Genomic DNA, 17758 nt, shown 5'->3' on the forward strand with positions numbered 1-17758 from the left:
TGGTGTGGATGAAGCAAAAGCCGAACTAACCGAAATAGTTGATTTCCTTAAAAAACCTGAACGCTACACCGAAATTGGTGCACGGATTCCAAAAGGTGTGCTGCTGGTGGGCCCTCCAGGAACTGGCAAAACACTGCTCTCAAAAGCGGTTGCTGGCGAAGCAGATGTGCCCTTCTTTATTATTTCAGGCTCAGAATTTGTTGAACTGTTTGTGGGGGCCGGTGCCGCAAGGGTGAGGGATTTATTTGAACAGGCCAAGAAGAAAGCACCCTGCATAATCTTTATTGATGAATTGGATGCAATCGGCAAAAGCCGTTCCGGTTCAATGGGCGTTGTGGGTGGTAACGACGAACGGGAACAAACCCTTAATCAACTGCTCACAGAAATGGATGGCTTTGCCTCTAAAGACAAACCAGTAATTGTTATCGCAGCAACAAACCAACCAGAAACCCTTGATGCCGCTTTACTAAGGCCAGGTAGATTTGATCGCCAGGTATTAGTTGATCGCCCTGATCTATCTGGAAGGCTAACAATTTTGCAGATCTATGCAAATAAAGTAAAACTTTCAGAATCCGTTGATCTTCAAAAAATCGCTGCTGCCACCAGTGGATTTGCAGGTGCTGATTTAGCAAATCTAGTTAATGAAGGGGCCCTGCTTGCAGCCCGCGCCTATCGCACCACCGTTGAACAAGCTGATTTAAATGAAGCGATTGAACGGGTGGTGGCGGGGCTTGAGAAACGCAGCCGTGTTCTACAAGACGACGAAAAGCGAGTTGTGGCTTACCACGAAGTGGGCCATGCAATTGTTGGCCACCTGATGCCAGGTGGCAGCAAAGTTGCCAAGATTTCAATTGTGCCAAGGGGTATGAGCGCCCTCGGCTACACCTTGCAACTACCAACTGAAGATCGCTTCCTCAATTCCCGCGAGGACCTACAAGGCCAAATCGCCACCCTCCTGGGGGGCCGTTCCGCCGAAGAAGTGGTATTTGGCAAGATCACAACAGGCGCCGCCAACGACCTGCAGCGGGCCACAGATATCGCTGAACAAATGGTGGGCACCTACGGCATGAGCGACACCCTCGGCCCCCTTGCCTACGACAAACAGGGCGGTAACCGTTTCCTTGGCCAAGGCAATAACCCCCGCCGCGTGGTGAGTGATGCAACCGCCTTAGCAATTGATAAGGAAGTGCGGGCCCTGGTGGATAGGGGACACAACACCGCCCTGGATATCCTTAATTCCAACCGTGATCTACTCGAAAATATTGCCCAACGAATTCTTGAAAAAGAAGTAATTGAAGGTGATGAGCTCAAAGAACTATTGGCCAGTAGCTCCCTACCCCTTGACGTTGGGGCCCTTAATCCCGCATAAGGGTTCTTTGGGCTCAGCTGATGTTGATCAGCCAGCGCTACCCCACCCTTGGGGAGCTTCAAGGTAAGGATTTTCTTTCATCAGCCCAAATCACTGCGGAGCAAACCAGTGAATTGCTGCAGCTGGCGGCGGCATTAAAAACTGGTGAATTAAAGATCAACCTCCAAGGCCGCACACTCGGTTTAATTTTTAGCAAGGCCTCCACCCGCACCCGGGTGAGCTTCACGGTTGCTATGGCACGGCTGGGGGGGCAAACAATCGACCTAAATCCATCGGTAAGCCAGGTGGGTAGGGGCGAACCGGTGGCTGATACGGCTCGGGTTTTAAGCCGTTATGTGGATGCACTTGCCGTGCGCACCTTCGGCCAAGCTGAACTTGAGGAATATGCCCATTGGGCATCTATTCCAGTGATCAATGCCCTAACGGATCTCGAACATCCCTGCCAAGCCCTAGCTGATTACCAAACCCTGCAGGAAAACTGCGGACCGTTAGATGGAAAAACGCTTAGTTATGTGGGTGATGGCAATAATGTGGCCCATTCATTAATGCTCTGTGGTGCACTGTTAGGTGTAAACGTAAGAATTGGCTGCCCTGAAGGATTTGAACCGGAGCCAGGGGTGCTTGAGCATGCTCAACAACTGGCAGCCGGCAAGTGTTCCATTGAGGTGCTACACGAACCCGATGCAACTGTGCAAGGGGCAGATGCTATTTACACCGATGTGTGGGCATCGATGGGTCAAGAGGAAGAAAAAGAAGAACGGGAACAAGCTTTTAGTGGTTGGTGCCTGAATAAAGAATTACTTGCACTTGCAAATCCAGAGGCAATAGTGCTCCATTGCCTACCTGCCTACCGGGGGCTTGAAATCAGCGCAGAAGCGATGGAATGTAAGGCCAGCCGAATTTTTGATCAAGCCGAAAATCGCTTACACGCCCAACAGGCCCTACTGGCGGCACTGCTGGGAGGCTAGACAAATCGCCTGCGGCACGGTACATCTGTATTAGCTACAACGCATGGCTTGGCTAATTCGGCACCACAGGAGCTCACCACCGCCCAGCAGGAGCTCTACGACTGGTTGAGTGGCTTCATCAATGAGCACCGCCACAGCCCATCAATACGGCAGATGATGGCTGCCATGGGCTTGCGTTCCCCTGCCCCTGTGCAAAGCCGCCTGCGGCATCTGCAGCAAAAGGGTTGGATCACCTGGAATGAAGGCCAGGCCCGCACCCTGCAACTGCTTGGCGAGGCTCAACAGAGCTTGGGGATTCCAGTGCTTGGCAGTGTTGCCGCGGGCGGCCTAGTGGAAACCTTCCATGATGTGGAAGAACACCTCCACCTACAGCCCCTCCTGGAACGTCGCGGTTTATTTGCGCTCACCGTGAATGGCGACAGCATGGAAGATGCCCATATCGCCGATGGTGATGTGGTGTTGATGGAACCCGTGAAGGAGCTGAACCGGCTGAAGGCTGGCACCATCGTTAGCGCCTTGGTGGCAGGCACTGGCACCACCCTCAAGTATTTCCACCTCGATGGTGATCAAGTGCGGCTAGAGGCCGCCAACCAGCGTTATTCGCCCATTACCTTGCCGGCAGAACAGGTAACAGTGCAAGGAAAACTGGTGGCTGTGTGGAGGCAGGTCTGAGGTGTAAGCTCAATCACACGGGGCCATAGCTCAGCTGGTAGAGCACCTGCATGGCATGCAGGGGGTCAGCGGTTCGAATCCGCTTGGCTCCATTTTTAAAAATCCAGGTCTGGTTTTTAATGTCTCACTCACTGCAATGGCTGGAGTATTTGTTACGCTTAGTGTTTAAAACATGATTCAATGAAAATCAAAAAACTAAGTATTATTGCGTTAGTTTTAAGTTTTGTATTATTAATTTCTTGCAACGGTTTATCCCCTGTAAATGCTCGGGAGCAGCAGCACAATGGGGTCTCGAAAAGCTCCGCCAGCGGCAAAGAATTTGCGAAAGTTGCCGAGGCTCTTGCCCCGAATATTTCACAACTTAAATACTCTGGATCGTCTTCAAAGCCAGCTGGAGCGCTTAGGTTTGCTTGCGATCCCAGTAGTGTTGGCGTCAGCCAATATGAAGGCGGCACGGTTGCATATTGCAAAAAAAAGGATCTGGAAGTTTCTAACACCGATTCAGCGTTAATAGAAATCAAGTCTGGGGCAGCCCGTGCACCACACTGGCATGACACCTGGGAACAGCAAATTCTTATCTCCGGGAAAGCAAAGACATACCTAATTGACGAAAAAGGTCAAGTTCATGTAGAAGTTCTAACGCCAGGGATGGTTGCTTTTCTCCCTGCCGGGATGACCCATTGGACCGAAACTGTCGGCGCTCAAACGGCCGTCCTCTCACTATCCTTTCCGGTTGGTTTCAAAACTTTTGAACTCGGCGATTCTCTGATTCAAGTTAGAAAAAACGATAAAGATTGTGCTTCAAGCAGTAATGTCTCCTGCAACGCAAAGCCAAAGAGCCTTATTTTAATTGTAAAAGACGGACTTATATAAATGACTAATTCCTTACACAACTTACTGAATAAATCTACCTACCAAGCTGGAGTTGCTATGCACCGAATCCTTTACACCCTTCTGGCGTTCACCGCCATCCTGGTGCCTTCTGCGTCTATGGCTCAAAGCCAGCCATCTCCCACAGAAGTAAACCGCAACCAATCCCTAGATGGTGTAATCAGACTTTATGGTGCCTGCGGCCCGCAAAATGCCTTGCGCAAAGTGGCAGATGCATGGGAAAGGGGCAAGGGTGCAAAGGTCAAGATCGTCTGCGGAACAGAACCATCCTGGTCCAAACAAGCACAGGTCGATGCAGACATCATCTGGGGAACTTCAGAACAATCAATGACCGCATTTCTACAATCGTTTCCCAGCTTCCCATCGAAAAGTGTTGTCCCAATTTATCTACGTCCTGCCATCATTGCCGTTAAAAATGGAAATCCACGCCGTATTCAAAAGTTTGCGGATTTGCTCCAGCCAGGCATCCGCATCGTTGTTACCGAAGGATCTGGTATTGCAAACACATCGGGCACAGGCACTTGGGAAGACATCGCCGGGCGCCTTGGAAATCTGGAGGATGTAAAGCGCTTTCGCCGCAATATCGTGGCCTTTTCAACGGGTTCTGGTGCCAGCTTTAAGGCATTCAAGGAGCTTGATGCCGATGCCTGGATCACCTGGCCTGAATGGGCCATTGACAATCCCAAGGTGCTCCAGGCAATACCCATCTCGAGTAATCGCAGTATTTGGAGAGATCTAAATATTGCTCTGTCGTCATCTGCGGATCCACAAGCCTCATCTTTCATTCAATATCTAATCTCCGACGCAGCGCAAAAACTAATGCGTAGCTACGGGTATGTGCGCTAGGCCACCTCAGGATTGCTAACTGGCTTCGCGCCTGCCATAAGTAATGCCGCCAAAATCAATAAAGCCCCCATCAAGGTGCGCGCATTGAGTGCTTCGCCAAGCAGCAGATAGGCACTCACTAACGACACGAATATTCCTGCATTTCCCCACAGAGCTACCGTGATGGCGCCCAGCCCGCGATAACTCATTAATAGCAGAAGTTCACCGCCGAGATTAATGCAAGCTGTGTATACCAAAAGGAGACCAAGCAACCACCACCAGTGCAGATGAAGAAACTGCTCTGGACCGAAAAAAACAAGTGTGATCGTCCCAAAGACCAACGCTGCCAACAGATTTGTCAGGCCAATAGTCAGGCCTGCACCCCAACCCTTTACCACCACTACCCGATTCAGAACCCCGGAAGCAGAAAAGGCCAACACGCTGAGAAAGCCCAAGGCAAGACCGACAGGATCCAGGCCACTCCAGGGCGCAGCGGAAGATAACGAGGGATCAACATTACGAGTGATCAGCAATCCCAACGGCAGCAACGCGAAACTGAACCCGAATCGCTTGGGCAGAGGTTCTCGCAGGAGCAGATGTGCAAGCAGGGCAGTGACGGGGAGAATCAACGTGAAAAGCAACGTCTGGCTGATAACGGTCAATCTTTGAAGCACCAGGAAATAACAGATCGGACCAATCAAGCTACCCAGCGCACTACGCAAACACAAAAGGCTTCGATCGCGGAGCACAAGTTGTGGCAATTGATGCTGCAGGCGCCTCCGATCCAGCAGCAACACAACCAGTCCCGTGGCCAGATTGGAAAAGAAAAAGACATTGCCAAAACTGATTGGATCCTCTCCTCCTGCTGTTCGAAGCAGCGTGGCGGCCCCCCTTTCCTGCAGCCACTTCAGGACACTGGCATCACAGCCGCGCAATAGCACATAACCCAAGAGAGCTAATGGAGCCAATCTTGATGGAATCATTTGCTGGAGTTTGGCGCATCTTTTAGCGCATTGTACTTTGGGAAAACAGGCAAAATAGCTGCGGTGCAACCAGTATGAAGACAAAAAAATTTGCATAGTGTGAGGGGTCAGCGGTTCGAATCCGCTTGGCTCCATTTAAAAAACCCATTGCAAAGAGATTTTGCATATATATCATATATATGCCGTTTGGATAATATTAATGCACATCCTTTTGGATACTATAGCTAACCCCCTCAGGATTATTTGTATTTCTGCAGCGCTTTTTTTGATTCACCCAGTGCTGGCCGATGAGAATAGAATAGAAACCACAGATCTGGAATCGGTTAAAAAGAATTGGGTGGATGAATTTAACAACACTCCAACACCAAATTGCGATCGCCACGGCTGCTATAATTATGGTTCCAGCAAGTCATCATGGTAAAAATGCATAAAATCAATTTCTTTCTTGTTACAATTTGCTTGTATTGCTTTAATGGTTCAATCGCTTTTGCTCAACCCACACAACAAGCCTGGCAGCAGTATAGGGATGAATTTCTTGAAGAAAAATCAAACCTTGAACAGCGTTGCGCAGTAGGTAAAGCCGAAAACAACAAGGGTTTATCCAAATTTAATAATGCCTATGTTGAAAAAATAACTAAACTCAGATTCCAAGCTGGCGTTGGCACCGAAAAACCATCTCAGTCTTTTTTTAGTGGTTTGTCGGCTGCAATGGCAAAAGTTTGCCCTGAAGTTTGGTAAACACAAAAAATGCCTAAATACATAATCAGTGCAGAAGGATGCGATCCACTAACGCTTGATTGCCCCGGCTGCAGTGCTGATGCCCTAAAACTCGCCCTAGAACCAAAAGGCATGCTTGCTTTTAGGGTGCAAAAACGCAGCCCCGATGGCCTTAGCTATTGGTTTGAAGTGGATTTCAACAGTGATGGCCACAATGCAAATGCCGAAACTAGTTGCTATTCGCAATTAGTTTGCGTTCAAAAACAAACCTGAAATGCCCTGCACGCTTCTCAGAAAGAATGTAAGCTATTTCTATTACATACATATTTCAACCAATGGCTGAAAACTTAAGCGGCGGAGTAGAACGCACATACCTCCGCGATCTCAACGGTGTGGCAAGCCAGGTGGGTGACACCATTTCGGTGCGCTACACCGGCAAACTGCTACATGGCACCGTATTCGATAGCAATGCCGATGGGCTCAAACCTGAATTTAGTTTTCAGCTTGGTGCCGGCACAGTAATCAAAGGCTGGGATACTGGTTTATTGGGCGTGAATGTTGGTGATGTAGTGATGCTTAGCATCCCTGCAGATCAAGCCTATGGCAGCAATCCCCCTAGCTCAATTCCAGCCAATAGCCCCCTTAATTTCCAGGTTGAAGTTCTTGGTAGAACAAACAGCACAGCCTCCGAAAGGCTTAGCGCCATTCAATTTGGTGTACCTGCAGCCACACTTAAGGCCTATCAAGAAAGTTCCAGCAGCCAAGAACCTGATCTAAAAGGTTTAGATAGTGATGATCAACTCAGCATTGGCCCAAAAGGAGGTGCAATCCTTGCAGCGGCTGGTAACGATATTCTTAACGGCAGCATTAATAATGATCTACTGGTTGGTGGCTTAGGTGCCGACACTTTTCTCCTCTCAGCTGGTAAAGACATAATTACCGACTTCAATACAGCCGAAGGTGATAAACTGATTGAAACTTCAACTTCGCAACGCAGCTTAGTAGATTCCGCTGATGGTTTATTAATAACCTATGCAAATGGCAACAGCACCCTTCTTTCAGGCATATCTTCAACTAACTTTGATGCGAAAAAGGCTTTTCTTGATCTGGCAGATCCAATCACAGGCCTAAATTCAAATTCAAATATTATTGCACCAGAAGCTCAAGCAAAGCGTAAAACTCAAATCAGCTACGATTACCTCGCATCCCATGCCGATCTCACTCAAATAATCGGTAACAATTTAGAATTAGCTTCTAAACATTTCTTCCTGTTTGGTTTTAAAGAAGGAAGGTCAATCGATCGTTTTAATGATGCTGCCTACCTCGCTGCAAATCCTGGCGTTGCGCAGTCTTACCTTTTCCGTGATAGCGCTGCCGAACATTTCATACTCTATGGCTTCAAAGAGGGTCGCTCCGCAACGATTTATTAAATCGTAAGCAGCACAAAGCGCTAATAACCAATAGCATTAATAATGGCTTTTCAGTAAATATAACGTATAAAGTTTGTTTTGATATACGCTCTATTTTGATGCTACCAACCCCAGCCTTTTGGCTTGGCAATACCTTTATTACCCCGCCACTTGGATCCACAGCAGCCGTGGGCCCAGTATTAGCAACACTCACAAGCCAGCGACCTGTTTCAATTGCCCTTAATTGGGCCAAGGAAATAAATTGTTTTTGTAATTGTATTGGATATGGATCAAGATTAGCCACTGTTAATAACCATTCAGCGCCTAAGCTTGTAGCCCTTGCTAATGCTTCTCCATCGCTAATTTCATAACAGATTGCTGCTGCTAATCGTCCGATCGGTTCTGGTAAAACCAATAGCCTTGAAGCAGCACCTGGCTGTAGCCCCCCCACCGCCGAAAGGCCACTCCACTGCCCCCCCGGCACCCATTCACCCAAGGGCACTAGCCGATGTTTATCCAACCAATTTTGTGCTGTTGCTGCCCCAGCGGGAAACCACAACAAACTGCTGCGATCTTCTAAATCTTCGCGCCTAAATCCACCACTTAACAAACCAATTTCAAGCTCAGTTTTAGCTTCTTCCGGTTTATCTGCCTCAAGCAGTGCCCCCTCTGGCAATAACACCGCCACTGAGCCATCTCGCTCCGCCTGGCGAAAGCCTTTTTCTACAAGTTGCCGTTGTTGTTGTTGTTGTTGCCACTCAAATTTTTGACGGGTTGGTAATGCCGGTTGCACCAGCTCCAGCTGCAATTTTTGGCTGCTACCCACATCACTATTAAGAGCAAGGGCAGCAGCACCAAGGCCATGGGCTGTAAGCACCACAAACAGCAGCAAGGGCCAGGCTTGCCGCCACAGCAACCAACTGATTAACAACTGCACAGCAGCAACTAATCCAGCCCCGCCAAATGCCGCCAAGCCAGCCAGGGGCCTATCTCCTGGTAGTGCAGCAGCACCCAAACCAAGCCAAAACAATGGGCCCTTGGCAAGTAGCACTTCCGTTAGCCCCCACAACAAGGCCGCAAAACAAGCGCTGTACAAGTGCCGTGGCCCCAGCCATTGCACCACCCCGCACCACATCGCCACCAATAAAGCTGCCGCTGCTGCACAGATCAACAACAGCAGCAGCACCAAAGGCAAACTCAAAACAGCAGGCACCCCCAACCAGGTAAGTGGATGCAAGGCCAGTAGCCAGCGATGACTCACCAGCACCGCCGCAGCACCCCAAACGGCACCACCCCTGGGCCCGAAACGCCAAAGCGGCAGCAGCGCAATCCACAACAACCAGGGCCAACCCAGTGGTGGCAGGGCAACACCAGCCAATGCACCCGCCCCTAGGGGTAGCCATCCCCACCATTTTGAAATTATTAGCCAATCCTTAAGCAGATTGCCCCCATTCCTTAGCCCGCTATCGAGGTATTGCTTCATACATTTGCCGGTGTTCTCCGATGCATCTGAGCATGGTTGCCAGTCGCGACAACTTAGGCCTCAGGGAATTGCTGGAAAGCAGTTTCAGTAAACGCAACCTAGTGCCAATGCCGGCAGGTAGCCCCATACCCCTGCTGAAAGATCACGTATGGCTCGTGGTGCGCGGCATGACCAAACTAGTTACCTCTTATATGAGTGGCGATGAAGCCCTCTTGGGTTTAGTGGGGCCCAACGAACCATTCGGCGAACCCCTCAGTGCAGTTACCCCCTACGAAGCCATCACCCTCAGCGAATCCGATCTGCTCTGCCTGCGTTGGGATGAATTACTCGATGATCCAAACCTAAGCAGGGCGATGCTGCTGGCCATGGCCCGTCGCTATCGCCAGAGTGAAGCCCTGCTGGCCTTGATGGGTTTACGGCGGGTTGATGATCGCCTGCGGGGTTTCCTGGAGTTGCTCGCCCACGACTACGGCCAACCCTGTGAAGGTGGCAGCCGCATTGGCCTGCGTTTAACCCATCAGGAACTAGCCAGCAGCCTTGGCACCACCCGGGTAACCGTTACCCGCTTCATGGGTCAGTTGCGCGATGAGGGTTGGTTGTTGATGGAACCCGGTCGTTTTCTGGTGGTTAAGAGCAAAGCCCGCTAAACCGCTTAGAGAAGCGCCAGCCCCATGGACCCAGCAAATCCCCTGCAACAACTTTTAGTGCGGGGCCTTGGCACCACCAATTTGGTGGTTGAGCGCCTGCGGGCCGTTACCCAAAACTGGGTGCTGAGCGGCCGCCTGGATCCAAACCAAGCCACAGCCCTAGTAGATGAAGTAACAGCGGCCATGCGGGGTGAAAATCCCGATGTGGAAAAACAAGCGGAACGGCAACTGGAACGTAATTTCGATAATTTCCTCCAAGATGTGGGCCTAGCCCGCCAAAAGGAACTTGATGAACTGCGCGGTCGCATCGATCGCCTAGAGCAGCAGCTGCGCCAACAGGCCTGACAGAATCCCCACAGATCACCCCAAGTTATGCGCGAGATCTTGATCAGTTCAGCCGTGTGTGTTGCCTGCCTATTGGTGGCCCTAGCAAGCCAGTTGATAGCCCCCACTCCCATGGTTAACGCAGCAGCTCCTATGGCCCAAAGCCGTGCTGCCTTTGAATTGGATCCAAACGACCCAAACCCCCTTCTTTTTGCCATGGCACCGGACAACACTGAAATTGCCAAAGGCAAAGCCGCCGATCTCCTTGGTGGGGACGACCTTGTGGCCGCCAAGGAACGCACCACCCCTTCAGGCTTAAAAATCACCGACCTAGTTGTTGGCAGTGGCCCTGAGGCCAAAAGTGGCGACAAGGTTTCGGTGAACTATCGCGGCACCCTCACCAATGGCAAAGAGTTCGATAGCAGCTACAGCCGCAACGAAGCCTTTAACTTCCCCCTCGGAGCTGGCCGGGTTATCCGCGGTTGGGATGAAGGGGTTGCTGGCATGAAAGTGGGTGGCAAACGCAAGCTTGTAATCCCCCCAGATCTGGGCTACGGCGAAAGGGGTGCCGGCGGCGTGATCCCCCCCAATGCCACTCTGATTTTTGAAGTGGAACTGGTGAAGGTAGCCCCTTAGGCACGTAAAGAAACCAAACCCGATCGTTAAGATCTAAACGTCTTCCCCCAGCTTTAAACATGGCCCACAGTCTTCCCGCACTGCCCTACGGCCTCGATGCCCTCGAGCCCCATATTTCAAGGAGCACCCTTGAATTTCACCATGGCAAACACCATGCCGGCTACGTAACCAACCTGAATAAATTGGTTGAGGGCACTGAGCTCGCAGATAAAAGCCTGGAAGAAACCATCACTGCCGTAGCTGGTGATGCCAGCAAGGCTGGTGTGTTTAATAACGCCGCTCAAGTTTGGAACCACAGCTTCTATTGGCAGTGCATTAAGCCAGCAGGTGGCGGCATGCCAAGCGGGGCCCTAGCCGAAAAGATCAATGCTGATTTCGGTAGCTTTGAGAGCTTTTCTGAACAATTTAAAACCGCCGGTGCCACTCAATTCGGCAGTGGCTGGGCCTGGCTGGTATTGGATGCAGGCAGCTTGAAAGTAACTAAAACCGCCAATGCAGATCTGCCTTTAGCCCACGGCCAAAAAGCACTTCTAACCATGGATGTGTGGGAGCACGCCTATTACCTTGATTATCAAAATCGTCGCCCTGATTACATGGCAACTTTCCTTGATAAGCTAGTTAACTGGGATTTTGTTGCCGCTAATTTAGCAGCTGCTTAACAGGCCTCACTTTTAGCTGAATTAAGTACCGCTTCTGGTGGGATCCACATGGCATCACCATAGGAAAAGAAGCGGTACTTTTTTTCAATTGCTTCTAGATACAATGCCATTAACCGCTCGCGGCCAATCAGGGCACTAACTAATAACAACAGCGAACTTTTTGGCAAATGAAAATTCGTGAGTAACCCTTCAACAACTTTAAATTTATATCCCGGTTGGATTACTAAATCCACCGGTCCGCAGTGGGATTTCAGCAACCCTCCATTCAATTGAGCTACTGCTTCAAGGCTGCGCACACTAGTGGTGCCAACAGCTATCAACCTGCCGCCTCGAGCCCGGCAAGCCGCAACGGCAGCCACCAAATCCGCTGTTACCTCAACCCATTCGCTGTGTAATTGCAGCCCACTAAGGTTTTCTATCTCAAGGGGCCTAAATGTTCCAAGGCCCACATGCAAAGTAATGCTGGCAATTTCCACACCGCCAGCTCTAATAGCATCTAATAATTCATCACTTAAATGTAAACCAGCGGTTGGGGCCGCCACCGCCCCAGGCCTGGATGCGAAACGGGTTTGATACCGCTCATCATCGCTGGCATCCTGTTGATGGATGTAAGGGGGCAATGGCATCGATCCATATCGCACCAGCAACGGCTCTAAGGCAGCAGCATCAATGCATTCGCTTGGAAATTGCAAAATCCGCCCACCACTTGCCTCGTTGCAGCCCAGCACCTGCAAGCGTTGGGGCGGCTGATCTGGTGCCTCCAACTCCAGCCAATCACCGGCTTTTAATTTTTTGGCCGGTTTAGCAAGGCATATCCACTGGCCGCCGCCTAATGCTGCCGGCTCCAACACCAAAAGTTCCACCAAACCACCAGTGGCACGGCGCGCCTTAAGGCGGGCCCGCAAAACCCTTGTGTTGTTAACAACTAATAAATCACCTTTACGCAATTGTTGCGCCAAATCCCACACCTGCAAATGGCTACAACCCTGGCCGCCGCCCTCCACCTTCAGCATCCTGGCCCGATGGCGGGGCTCCAGGGGCCGCTGGGCGATCGCTTCAACAGGCAATTCAAAGTTATAACCCGAGAGCAATTGGTCTTGATTTAATTGCTGCATCAACTTAATTACTGGATCAAACAAATAAAATCTATTTATTTAAATAATATCGAACAACCGTAAATACACGATTGCGCTGATCAACAAGTGCCTGGCGCATATTGATGGCCCGTTGATTTAAAAGCAGGCCATCAAATGGTTTACGGGGGATGGCCATGGGCATCACAATCGTTTGCAACAGCTCTGGATAGGCGTCTTCCTCGGCTTCAACGCAATCCACAAATGGTGAAACTAAAGAGGAACCAGGGCTTTCCATAATGCGTAATTCCAAGCCAGGGTTAATGCCAACAGCCGCAATCCAGGCCGCCTCTATCTCAGCTGTATCCTCCTCGTCTGATTTAACCCACACTCCAAGCACATGGTCAGAAATAGCTGCGGCATAGCGCAAGGCATCAAGGGTTGGTTCTGTGATCGAAGGCACCCAAACTATGGAGCGATTACCGATTGGTTCCGTGCGTTTTGGTAAACACAAATTCGACCTATAGCCCTCGGGCAGTGCCATCGCCCCGTAAACCTCCCGATAGCGGCGCCTAACCCCAGCTAAAAGCAACACAATTAGTGGCACAGCAACTACAACAGACCACGCTCCTTCATTGAATTTACTAACAATAATCACCAGTAAAACGAGGAATGTTGTTAATGCGCCAAGGGCATTCATCAGTGAATGCTGTAGCCATGCTTCACCCTTTAAGCGCCACCAATGGCGCACCATACCCGCCTGGGATAATGTAAACGCCGTGAATACACCAAGGGCATATAGATTAACCGCCATATTTGTATCACCTTGGCAAATAACAATCACAAGGCCAGCTGCTAACAATAAAAATAAAATGCCATTTTGAAATACCAATCGATCACCAACCCAGCCCATCTGCCTAGGCAAAAATCTATCCTTTGCCAGCAATGCTGCCAACCGAGGAAAATCAGCAAATGAAGTATTAGCAGCAAGGGCAAGTATCAATAACGTAGCTATTTGCAAAGCCCACAACAAAATACTGCCCTCTCCAAATACGCGGCCGCCGATTTGGGCCATCACAGTTTGGTTGGGATTTGGGGCAATGCCATAGGCATAACCCAAGGCGCTAACGCTGAAAAACATCAGCGAAAGTATCACCCCCATCACCACCATCGTGAGCCGTGCATTGGCAGCAGCCGGTGCCCTAAATAACTTCACCCCATTGGAGATGGCCTCAATGCCAGTCATGGCAGAACAGCCAGAACTAAAGGCCCTCAGTATCAAAAACAAACCCAATGGCTCCAATGCTTTTATCGGTGGCGGTGGATCAGCATGGAAACCATGGCCAAAGGCCAAATTCAGCACACCCGCTATGGCCATAAGTGCCACCATCACAACAAAGGCATAGGTGGGATAAGCAAATAAGCGGCCTGCATCCTTAACGCCCCGCAGATTTGCCCAACCCACCAACACCAGCAATATCAATGAAAAGCTCACCTCATGGGGCAACAGTTGGGGCACCAGGGAACTGAGCGCTTGGGTGCCTGCCATCAGGCTCACAGCGGCGGTGAGCACGTAGTCGATAAGTAGCGAGGCCGCTGCCACCAGAGAAGCTGTGGTGCCAAGGTTTTCCCTCGCAACCACATAGGAGCCACCGCCTTGGGGGTAGGCCTCAATCGTTTGGCGATAGGAGAGCACCACAATTGCCACCAAGGCAATGATTGCCAAGGTGATTGGTATCGACAGTTTTAAAGCGCCACTGCCCGCCAGCACCAATACCCCTAGGGCAGCTTCCGTTCCATAGGCCACCGATGACAATGCATCGGACGAAAGGATTGCAAGTGCCTCAAAATTGGGCAGGGTTGCTGCCTCCGTTTGATGGCGCTCTAGTGGCTTACCAACAAGTGTTTGCAGCAAACGTAAAATCAAATCAGCACTCCTTTAAAGGGCCAGGCTTTCTGGATCGTTTTCAATTAATAGGGCTAGATCTTTAAGGAAGGCAGCAGCATCTGCCCCATAGATCACCCGGTGATCAGCGGTGATGTTTACCTGCATTTGAGCTTTAACTGCAATTGAACCGTCGCTGTTTGCCACCACCACAGGCCTGGATGCTCCCACCGCCAAGATCGCACCAGTGCCCGGGGGCAAGATTGCATCAAATCGATCAACTCCAAACATCCCCAGGTTGGAAAGGGTGAAAGTGCCGCTGCTGTATTCCTCTGGCTTGAGTTGTTTTGTGCGGGCCCTAGCTACAAGATCAGCCCAGTTGCGCGAAAGGCTATAGAGATCAACTCGATCCGCTTGGGCTAACACGGGCGTAAGCAGCCCGCCACCTTCCATGGCCACCGCAACCGCCACATTTATCGCTGTTGGGAAGCTGGTGCCAGCGTCGCTGTAGGCGGCATTCAGCTGGGGATGGCGCACCAGGGTGAGGGCCACTGCCTTTGCTAAAAGGGCAGTCATGGTTACGCCTTTTGGCTTTACTTGTTTATAGAAAGCGTCAAGTTTAGTAGTGGTAATTGTGTAACCAACCCGGAAGCTTGGGGTGGCCAAGCTGGCCATCATGTTGCGATTTACCGCCTGCTGCAGCGTGCTGAAGGGTTTTGTTTCACCTGGAGCAGCCACAACAACTGCGGGCAGGGGCACAACTGCTGCTGCTGGAGCTGCTGGAGCTGCTGATGCTGGAGCAATGCTTGGCACCTTGCCGGCTGCTTTTTCCACATCTGCCGCCACCAAACGGCCATGGGGACCACTACCTTGCAAGCCCTCAAGCTTCACACCAAGCTGTTGGGCCAGCTTGCGGGCCCTGGGGCTAGCAATTACACGGTTGCCCCCCACAGCGGCAACCTCTGCTATGGGTTCAACTTTTACTTCTGGTGCCGGTGTAGGGGGTGGAACTGCAGCTGGTGGTGCTGTTGCTGTTGGAGTGGCTGTTGGAGATGGAGTTGCGGTGCCGTTAGCCCGCAAATTTTCTAATTCCGCCTCTGTTTCCACCACCAAGCCGATCGTTTCACCCACCGGGGCGGTGCTACCAGCAGGCAGTAGCACTGCCCCAAGGAAACCCGCCTCAAACGACTCCACATCCATATCGGCCTTATCCGATTCCACCACCAGCACCGATTCACCCCGTTCCACCCGATCGCCAGGCTGCTTAAGCCATTCGACGATTTTTCCCTCAGTCATCGTGGAACTGAGGGCCGGCATGAAGATCTCGAAGGTTGCCATAACTCAGTTCCAGCAGTGGGTTTGGTGTCCTGTTCCAGCACTTGTTCCAATTATTGTCATACCCAAATGACCTGGTGAGCTGGATTAAGACCAGTTTACTTTGCAGGGTAAAAACCCGGGCGATACGGGCACAACAAGCCAAAAGGGCAAAGATATAAAAAGCGACCCAGAAGGTATCTCCTGGGTCGCTAGTGCTACAAGCTGCGATTAGATGCTGCTCTCTATGAAGCAGTAAGAGCAACTGGCTTAGATATGGATTGGAAGGTTTCCTGCACAAGTTTAGTTGCATCCTCCAATGACATCGACCTAATCACAGGTGGAACCCATGGCTCAATTCCAACTTCAATCAGCTGAGATCCAATCATTAATTGAATCGGCTCAGATGGTGGATTGCTAGAAAGAATCAATTGCTTAAGGCAGCCTGCAACTGGATCTAATATGCTATCAATAGCATCAGAATCATGGTCACACCAGAGATCATTTAGTTCATCAATTAAATCACCGTCCTCTTCTGCTTCGTCTGCTTGAGAGCGCTCAAACAAATCTAGATGAAATTGCTTCAGCCAGTATTTTCTAATTTTACTGATAGGAAACTCCTGGTCAAATGCCTTACCATCTTTTAGAAAAGTAACCCCAGTAAAATCACAACCATCTTCCGTGTAGAAGAGAGTAAATAAGGCATTTGGAAACCTTGTAGAAATCTTGAATAATCCTTCTATTGGAGGCGACCAGGCAGTTAAGAATGAACAGTTGAATTCTGATGCATCTGTGTCAGGATTCAAGGTAACATCACAAAACTCCCATTTGGTACCCCAATTCTGTAAGCGCCATTCGTACCAAGAATCTTCATGAATTTCTGGCTTGTTCACCAATGCAGTGATTGCTTCTTCTGGTGTTTCAGCAAACTGTGCATTAAGGTCTGGAAAGCATTTAGCAACAGGAACAACAGAGTAATCTGGTTCAGGGCAAAAAGTAGCAAGGAAATGGCTTTCCCATTCAGGGGAAGAGGTTTCCTGCTTCTTTATAAATGTATTTGAAATAAGATTTTTTTGCTCCGCAGTGAGATTGGAAATTTGAAGTGAGTTTGAGCAATAACTAGGCATGACAAAAAAGGGTAGGTTAAATAAGTACTGCTCATTGACTCATGAATTCGAGGAACTTATCGCTATCCCAATATCTGCGACCATTGAACCATACATATTCAGGGAGCCATCCCTCTGAAACCCAGGTGTCAATATCACGATCAAATATTTTAAATCCACGAGTAATATCTGTAATTGAAATCATTGTATTAGGCGAAAAGGTCATTAAAAGCAAAATAATATGAGTCCACGCAATCTCCCTGTTTTCGACGCAGGGGGTTACAGACGGTTTGCGGTCGTCATAACTTATAAAAATAAGCTTTAATGTATCACCTGATAAGGCAAATAATACCTACAGGGAATAGAAGCACAGTTGTGCGAGTGAATGAAATAAAAAGTATTTAATTTGTATTAAGCGGTCGCTAACCCTGCTGGAGCGTCTTTCGCTGTAAAGCTATTATAGCATGACACCCTGCGCTCCGCTATATTGCTGTGCCAGATGTACATCTGGCACAGCAATATAGCCTACTCATGCTAAGACTTAAGACTCGTATTTAAATGGCTTTTGTGTAATAGAAATCGTAAGTAACTAACATCAATCTTCAAGCAGGGTAAAGTAAAAATTTATCAAATCGCAGTCCTCATCTGATAAGTCATGGGTCTCAGCATAATCACAAGCCTCCTCATAGGAAAAAGGTTCAAACGGATTAGCATGAGGACCTTCAAGGGAGTACTCCTCATCATGAGTTGACTGCTGCTTTGGAAAATCCATGTGTTACACATCCTTTATTATAAAC

Annotated in this window: 19 protein-coding genes and 1 tRNA gene; 13 read left to right on the plus strand and 7 right to left on the minus strand. The window is 49.7% G+C overall.

Features of this window, described 5'->3' with window-relative positions:
• The 6 genes from ftsH to C7K08_RS09415 all read left to right on the plus strand — a co-directional run.
• The coding region (gene ftsH, locus C7K08_RS09390; RefSeq protein ID WP_106500375.1) for an ATP-dependent zinc metalloprotease FtsH at positions 1–1369 on the plus strand (1369 nt) is incomplete at its 5' end.
• Between the two features lie 20 nt (positions 1370–1389).
• Positions 1390–2337 carry an ornithine carbamoyltransferase gene (gene argF / locus C7K08_RS09395; protein ID WP_106500376.1) on the plus strand — a complete coding sequence of 316 codons (948 nt, stop codon included), beginning with the start codon at positions 1390–1392 and terminating at the stop codon, positions 2335–2337.
• 48 nt (positions 2338–2385) lie between these two features.
• Entirely contained in the window at positions 2386–3009 is a 624-nt protein-coding gene (gene lexA, locus C7K08_RS09400) for a transcriptional repressor LexA (RefSeq protein WP_106500377.1), read from the plus strand.
• Between the two features lie 19 nt (positions 3010–3028).
• Positions 3029–3101: transfer RNA gene (locus tag C7K08_RS09405), tRNA-Ala, on the plus strand.
• Positions 3102–3189: 88 nt separating this feature from the next.
• Positions 3190–3882: a cupin domain-containing protein gene (locus C7K08_RS09410; protein WP_106500378.1), complete on the plus strand. Its 693-nt coding sequence runs from the start codon at positions 3190–3192 to the stop codon at positions 3880–3882.
• A complete protein-coding gene (locus C7K08_RS09415; RefSeq protein ID WP_206603834.1) occupies positions 3883–4746 on the plus strand; it encodes a substrate-binding domain-containing protein in 864 nt (287 codons plus the stop codon).
• On the opposite strand, the gene C7K08_RS09420 is transcribed toward C7K08_RS09415, so the two are convergent.
• Positions 4743–5843, minus strand: a complete 1101-nt coding sequence (locus C7K08_RS09420; protein WP_117434639.1) for a DMT family transporter — start codon at positions 5841–5843, stop codon at positions 4743–4745. The genes C7K08_RS09415 and C7K08_RS09420 overlap by 4 nt on opposite strands.
• 288 nt (positions 5844–6131) lie before the next feature.
• Here C7K08_RS09420 and C7K08_RS09430 point away from each other — a divergent pair, with 288 nt between their 5' ends.
• The 3 genes from C7K08_RS09430 (at position 6132) to C7K08_RS09440 (ending at position 7855) form a co-directional block, all read left to right on the plus strand.
• Positions 6132–6446, plus strand: a complete 315-nt coding sequence (locus C7K08_RS09430; RefSeq protein ID WP_161955870.1) for a hypothetical protein — start codon at positions 6132–6134, stop codon at positions 6444–6446.
• Between the two features lie 9 nt (positions 6447–6455).
• The gene (locus tag C7K08_RS09435) at positions 6456–6698 is read left to right on the plus strand and encodes a hypothetical protein (RefSeq protein WP_106500383.1); all 243 of its coding nucleotides are present in this window, start codon (positions 6456–6458) and stop codon (positions 6696–6698) included.
• 62 nt (positions 6699–6760) lie between these two features.
• Positions 6761–7855 carry an FKBP-type peptidyl-prolyl cis-trans isomerase gene (locus C7K08_RS09440; protein ID WP_106500384.1) on the plus strand — a complete coding sequence of 365 codons (1095 nt, stop codon included), beginning with the start codon at positions 6761–6763 and terminating at the stop codon, positions 7853–7855.
• On the opposite strand, the gene C7K08_RS09445 is transcribed toward C7K08_RS09440, so the two are convergent.
• Positions 7824–9317, minus strand: a complete 1494-nt coding sequence (locus C7K08_RS09445; RefSeq protein WP_106500385.1) for an apolipoprotein N-acyltransferase — start codon at positions 9315–9317, stop codon at positions 7824–7826. The genes C7K08_RS09440 and C7K08_RS09445 overlap by 32 nt on opposite strands.
• A 32-nt stretch (positions 9318–9349) precedes the next feature.
• On the opposite strand from C7K08_RS09445, the gene ptrA reads away from it, so the two are divergent.
• The 4 genes from ptrA to C7K08_RS09465 are packed head-to-tail and all read left to right on the plus strand — an operon-like array spanning position 9350 to position 11583.
• On the plus strand, positions 9350–9964 hold the full coding sequence (ptrA, locus tag C7K08_RS09450; protein WP_106500392.1) for a Crp/Fnr family transcriptional regulator PtrA: 615 nt from the start codon (positions 9350–9352) through the stop codon (positions 9962–9964).
• Positions 9965–9988: 24 nt separating this feature from the next.
• Complete coding sequence (locus tag C7K08_RS09455) at positions 9989–10309, plus strand: phasin family protein (RefSeq protein ID WP_106500386.1); 321 nt, start codon at positions 9989–9991, stop codon at positions 10307–10309.
• 27 nt (positions 10310–10336) lie between these two features.
• Positions 10337–10924: an FKBP-type peptidyl-prolyl cis-trans isomerase gene (locus C7K08_RS09460; protein ID WP_106500387.1), complete on the plus strand. Its 588-nt coding sequence runs from the start codon at positions 10337–10339 to the stop codon at positions 10922–10924.
• 59 nt (positions 10925–10983) lie between these two features.
• On the plus strand, positions 10984–11583 hold the full coding sequence (locus tag C7K08_RS09465; RefSeq protein ID WP_106500388.1) for a superoxide dismutase: 600 nt from the start codon (positions 10984–10986) through the stop codon (positions 11581–11583).
• Here C7K08_RS09465 and queA read toward each other — a convergent pair.
• The 5 genes from queA to C7K08_RS15500 all read right to left on the minus strand — a co-directional run bounded on the left by queA (position 11580) and on the right by C7K08_RS15500 (position 17733).
• Positions 11580–12698, minus strand: coding sequence for a tRNA preQ1(34) S-adenosylmethionine ribosyltransferase-isomerase QueA (gene queA, locus C7K08_RS09470; RefSeq protein ID WP_106500393.1), 1119 nt, complete (start codon positions 12696–12698; stop codon positions 11580–11582). The two genes, C7K08_RS09465 and queA, sit on opposite strands and share 4 nt — an antisense overlap.
• A gap of 31 nt (positions 12699–12729) precedes the next feature.
• Positions 12730–14583 (minus strand): APC family permease, encoded by a 1854-nt coding sequence (locus tag C7K08_RS09475; RefSeq protein WP_106500389.1) that lies wholly within the window; start codon positions 14581–14583, stop codon positions 12730–12732.
• Positions 14584–14595: 12 nt separating this feature from the next.
• On the minus strand, positions 14596–15879 hold the full coding sequence (locus C7K08_RS09480) for a dihydrolipoamide acetyltransferase family protein (RefSeq protein WP_106500390.1): 1284 nt from the start codon (positions 15877–15879) through the stop codon (positions 14596–14598).
• A 221-nt stretch (positions 15880–16100) separates the two neighbouring features.
• The gene (locus C7K08_RS09485; RefSeq protein ID WP_106500391.1) at positions 16101–16982 is read right to left on the minus strand and encodes a DUF1281 family ferredoxin-like fold protein; all 882 of its coding nucleotides are present in this window, start codon (positions 16980–16982) and stop codon (positions 16101–16103) included.
• 574 nt (positions 16983–17556) lie between these two features.
• Positions 17557–17733 (minus strand): hypothetical protein, encoded by a 177-nt coding sequence (locus C7K08_RS15500; RefSeq protein ID WP_161955871.1) that lies wholly within the window; start codon positions 17731–17733, stop codon positions 17557–17559.
• Positions 17734–17758 lie beyond the last annotated feature (25 nt).

This window comes from Synechococcus lacustris str. Tous (assembly GCF_003011125.1).
Lineage (GTDB): Bacteria > Cyanobacteriota > Cyanobacteriia > PCC-6307 > Cyanobiaceae > Synechococcus_D > Synechococcus_D lacustris.

Coding starts and splice junctions, on each gene's coding strand:
- C7K08_RS09485 (WP_106500391.1), bottom strand. CDS start 16,982: ATGCCTAGTTATTGCTCAAACTCACTTCAAATTTCCAATCTCACTGCG.
- argF (WP_106500376.1), top strand. CDS start 1,390: ATGTTGATCAGCCAGCGCTACCCCACCCTTGGGGAGCTTCAAGGTAAG.
- C7K08_RS09480 (WP_106500390.1), bottom strand. CDS start 15,879: ATGGCAACCTTCGAGATCTTCATGCCGGCCCTCAGTTCCACGATGACT.
- ptrA (WP_106500392.1), top strand. CDS start 9,350: ATGGTTGCCAGTCGCGACAACTTAGGCCTCAGGGAATTGCTGGAAAGC.
- C7K08_RS09420 (WP_117434639.1), bottom strand. CDS start 5,843: ATGGAGCCAAGCGGATTCGAACCGCTGACCCCTCACACTATGCAAATT.
- C7K08_RS09415 (WP_206603834.1), top strand. CDS start 3,883: ATGACTAATTCCTTACACAACTTACTGAATAAATCTACCTACCAAGCT.
- C7K08_RS09435 (WP_106500383.1), top strand. CDS start 6,456: ATGCCTAAATACATAATCAGTGCAGAAGGATGCGATCCACTAACGCTT.
- C7K08_RS15500 (WP_161955871.1), bottom strand. CDS start 17,733: ATGGATTTTCCAAAGCAGCAGTCAACTCATGATGAGGAGTACTCCCTT.
- C7K08_RS09465 (WP_106500388.1), top strand. CDS start 10,984: ATGGCCCACAGTCTTCCCGCACTGCCCTACGGCCTCGATGCCCTCGAG.
- C7K08_RS09460 (WP_106500387.1), top strand. CDS start 10,337: ATGCGCGAGATCTTGATCAGTTCAGCCGTGTGTGTTGCCTGCCTATTG.
- queA (WP_106500393.1), bottom strand. CDS start 12,698: ATGCAGCAATTAAATCAAGACCAATTGCTCTCGGGTTATAACTTTGAA.
- C7K08_RS09410 (WP_106500378.1), top strand. CDS start 3,190: ATGAAAATCAAAAAACTAAGTATTATTGCGTTAGTTTTAAGTTTTGTA.
- C7K08_RS09440 (WP_106500384.1), top strand. CDS start 6,761: ATGGCTGAAAACTTAAGCGGCGGAGTAGAACGCACATACCTCCGCGAT.
- C7K08_RS09445 (WP_106500385.1), bottom strand. CDS start 9,317: ATGAAGCAATACCTCGATAGCGGGCTAAGGAATGGGGGCAATCTGCTT.
- C7K08_RS09455 (WP_106500386.1), top strand. CDS start 9,989: ATGGACCCAGCAAATCCCCTGCAACAACTTTTAGTGCGGGGCCTTGGC.
- C7K08_RS09430 (WP_161955870.1), top strand. CDS start 6,132: ATGCATAAAATCAATTTCTTTCTTGTTACAATTTGCTTGTATTGCTTT.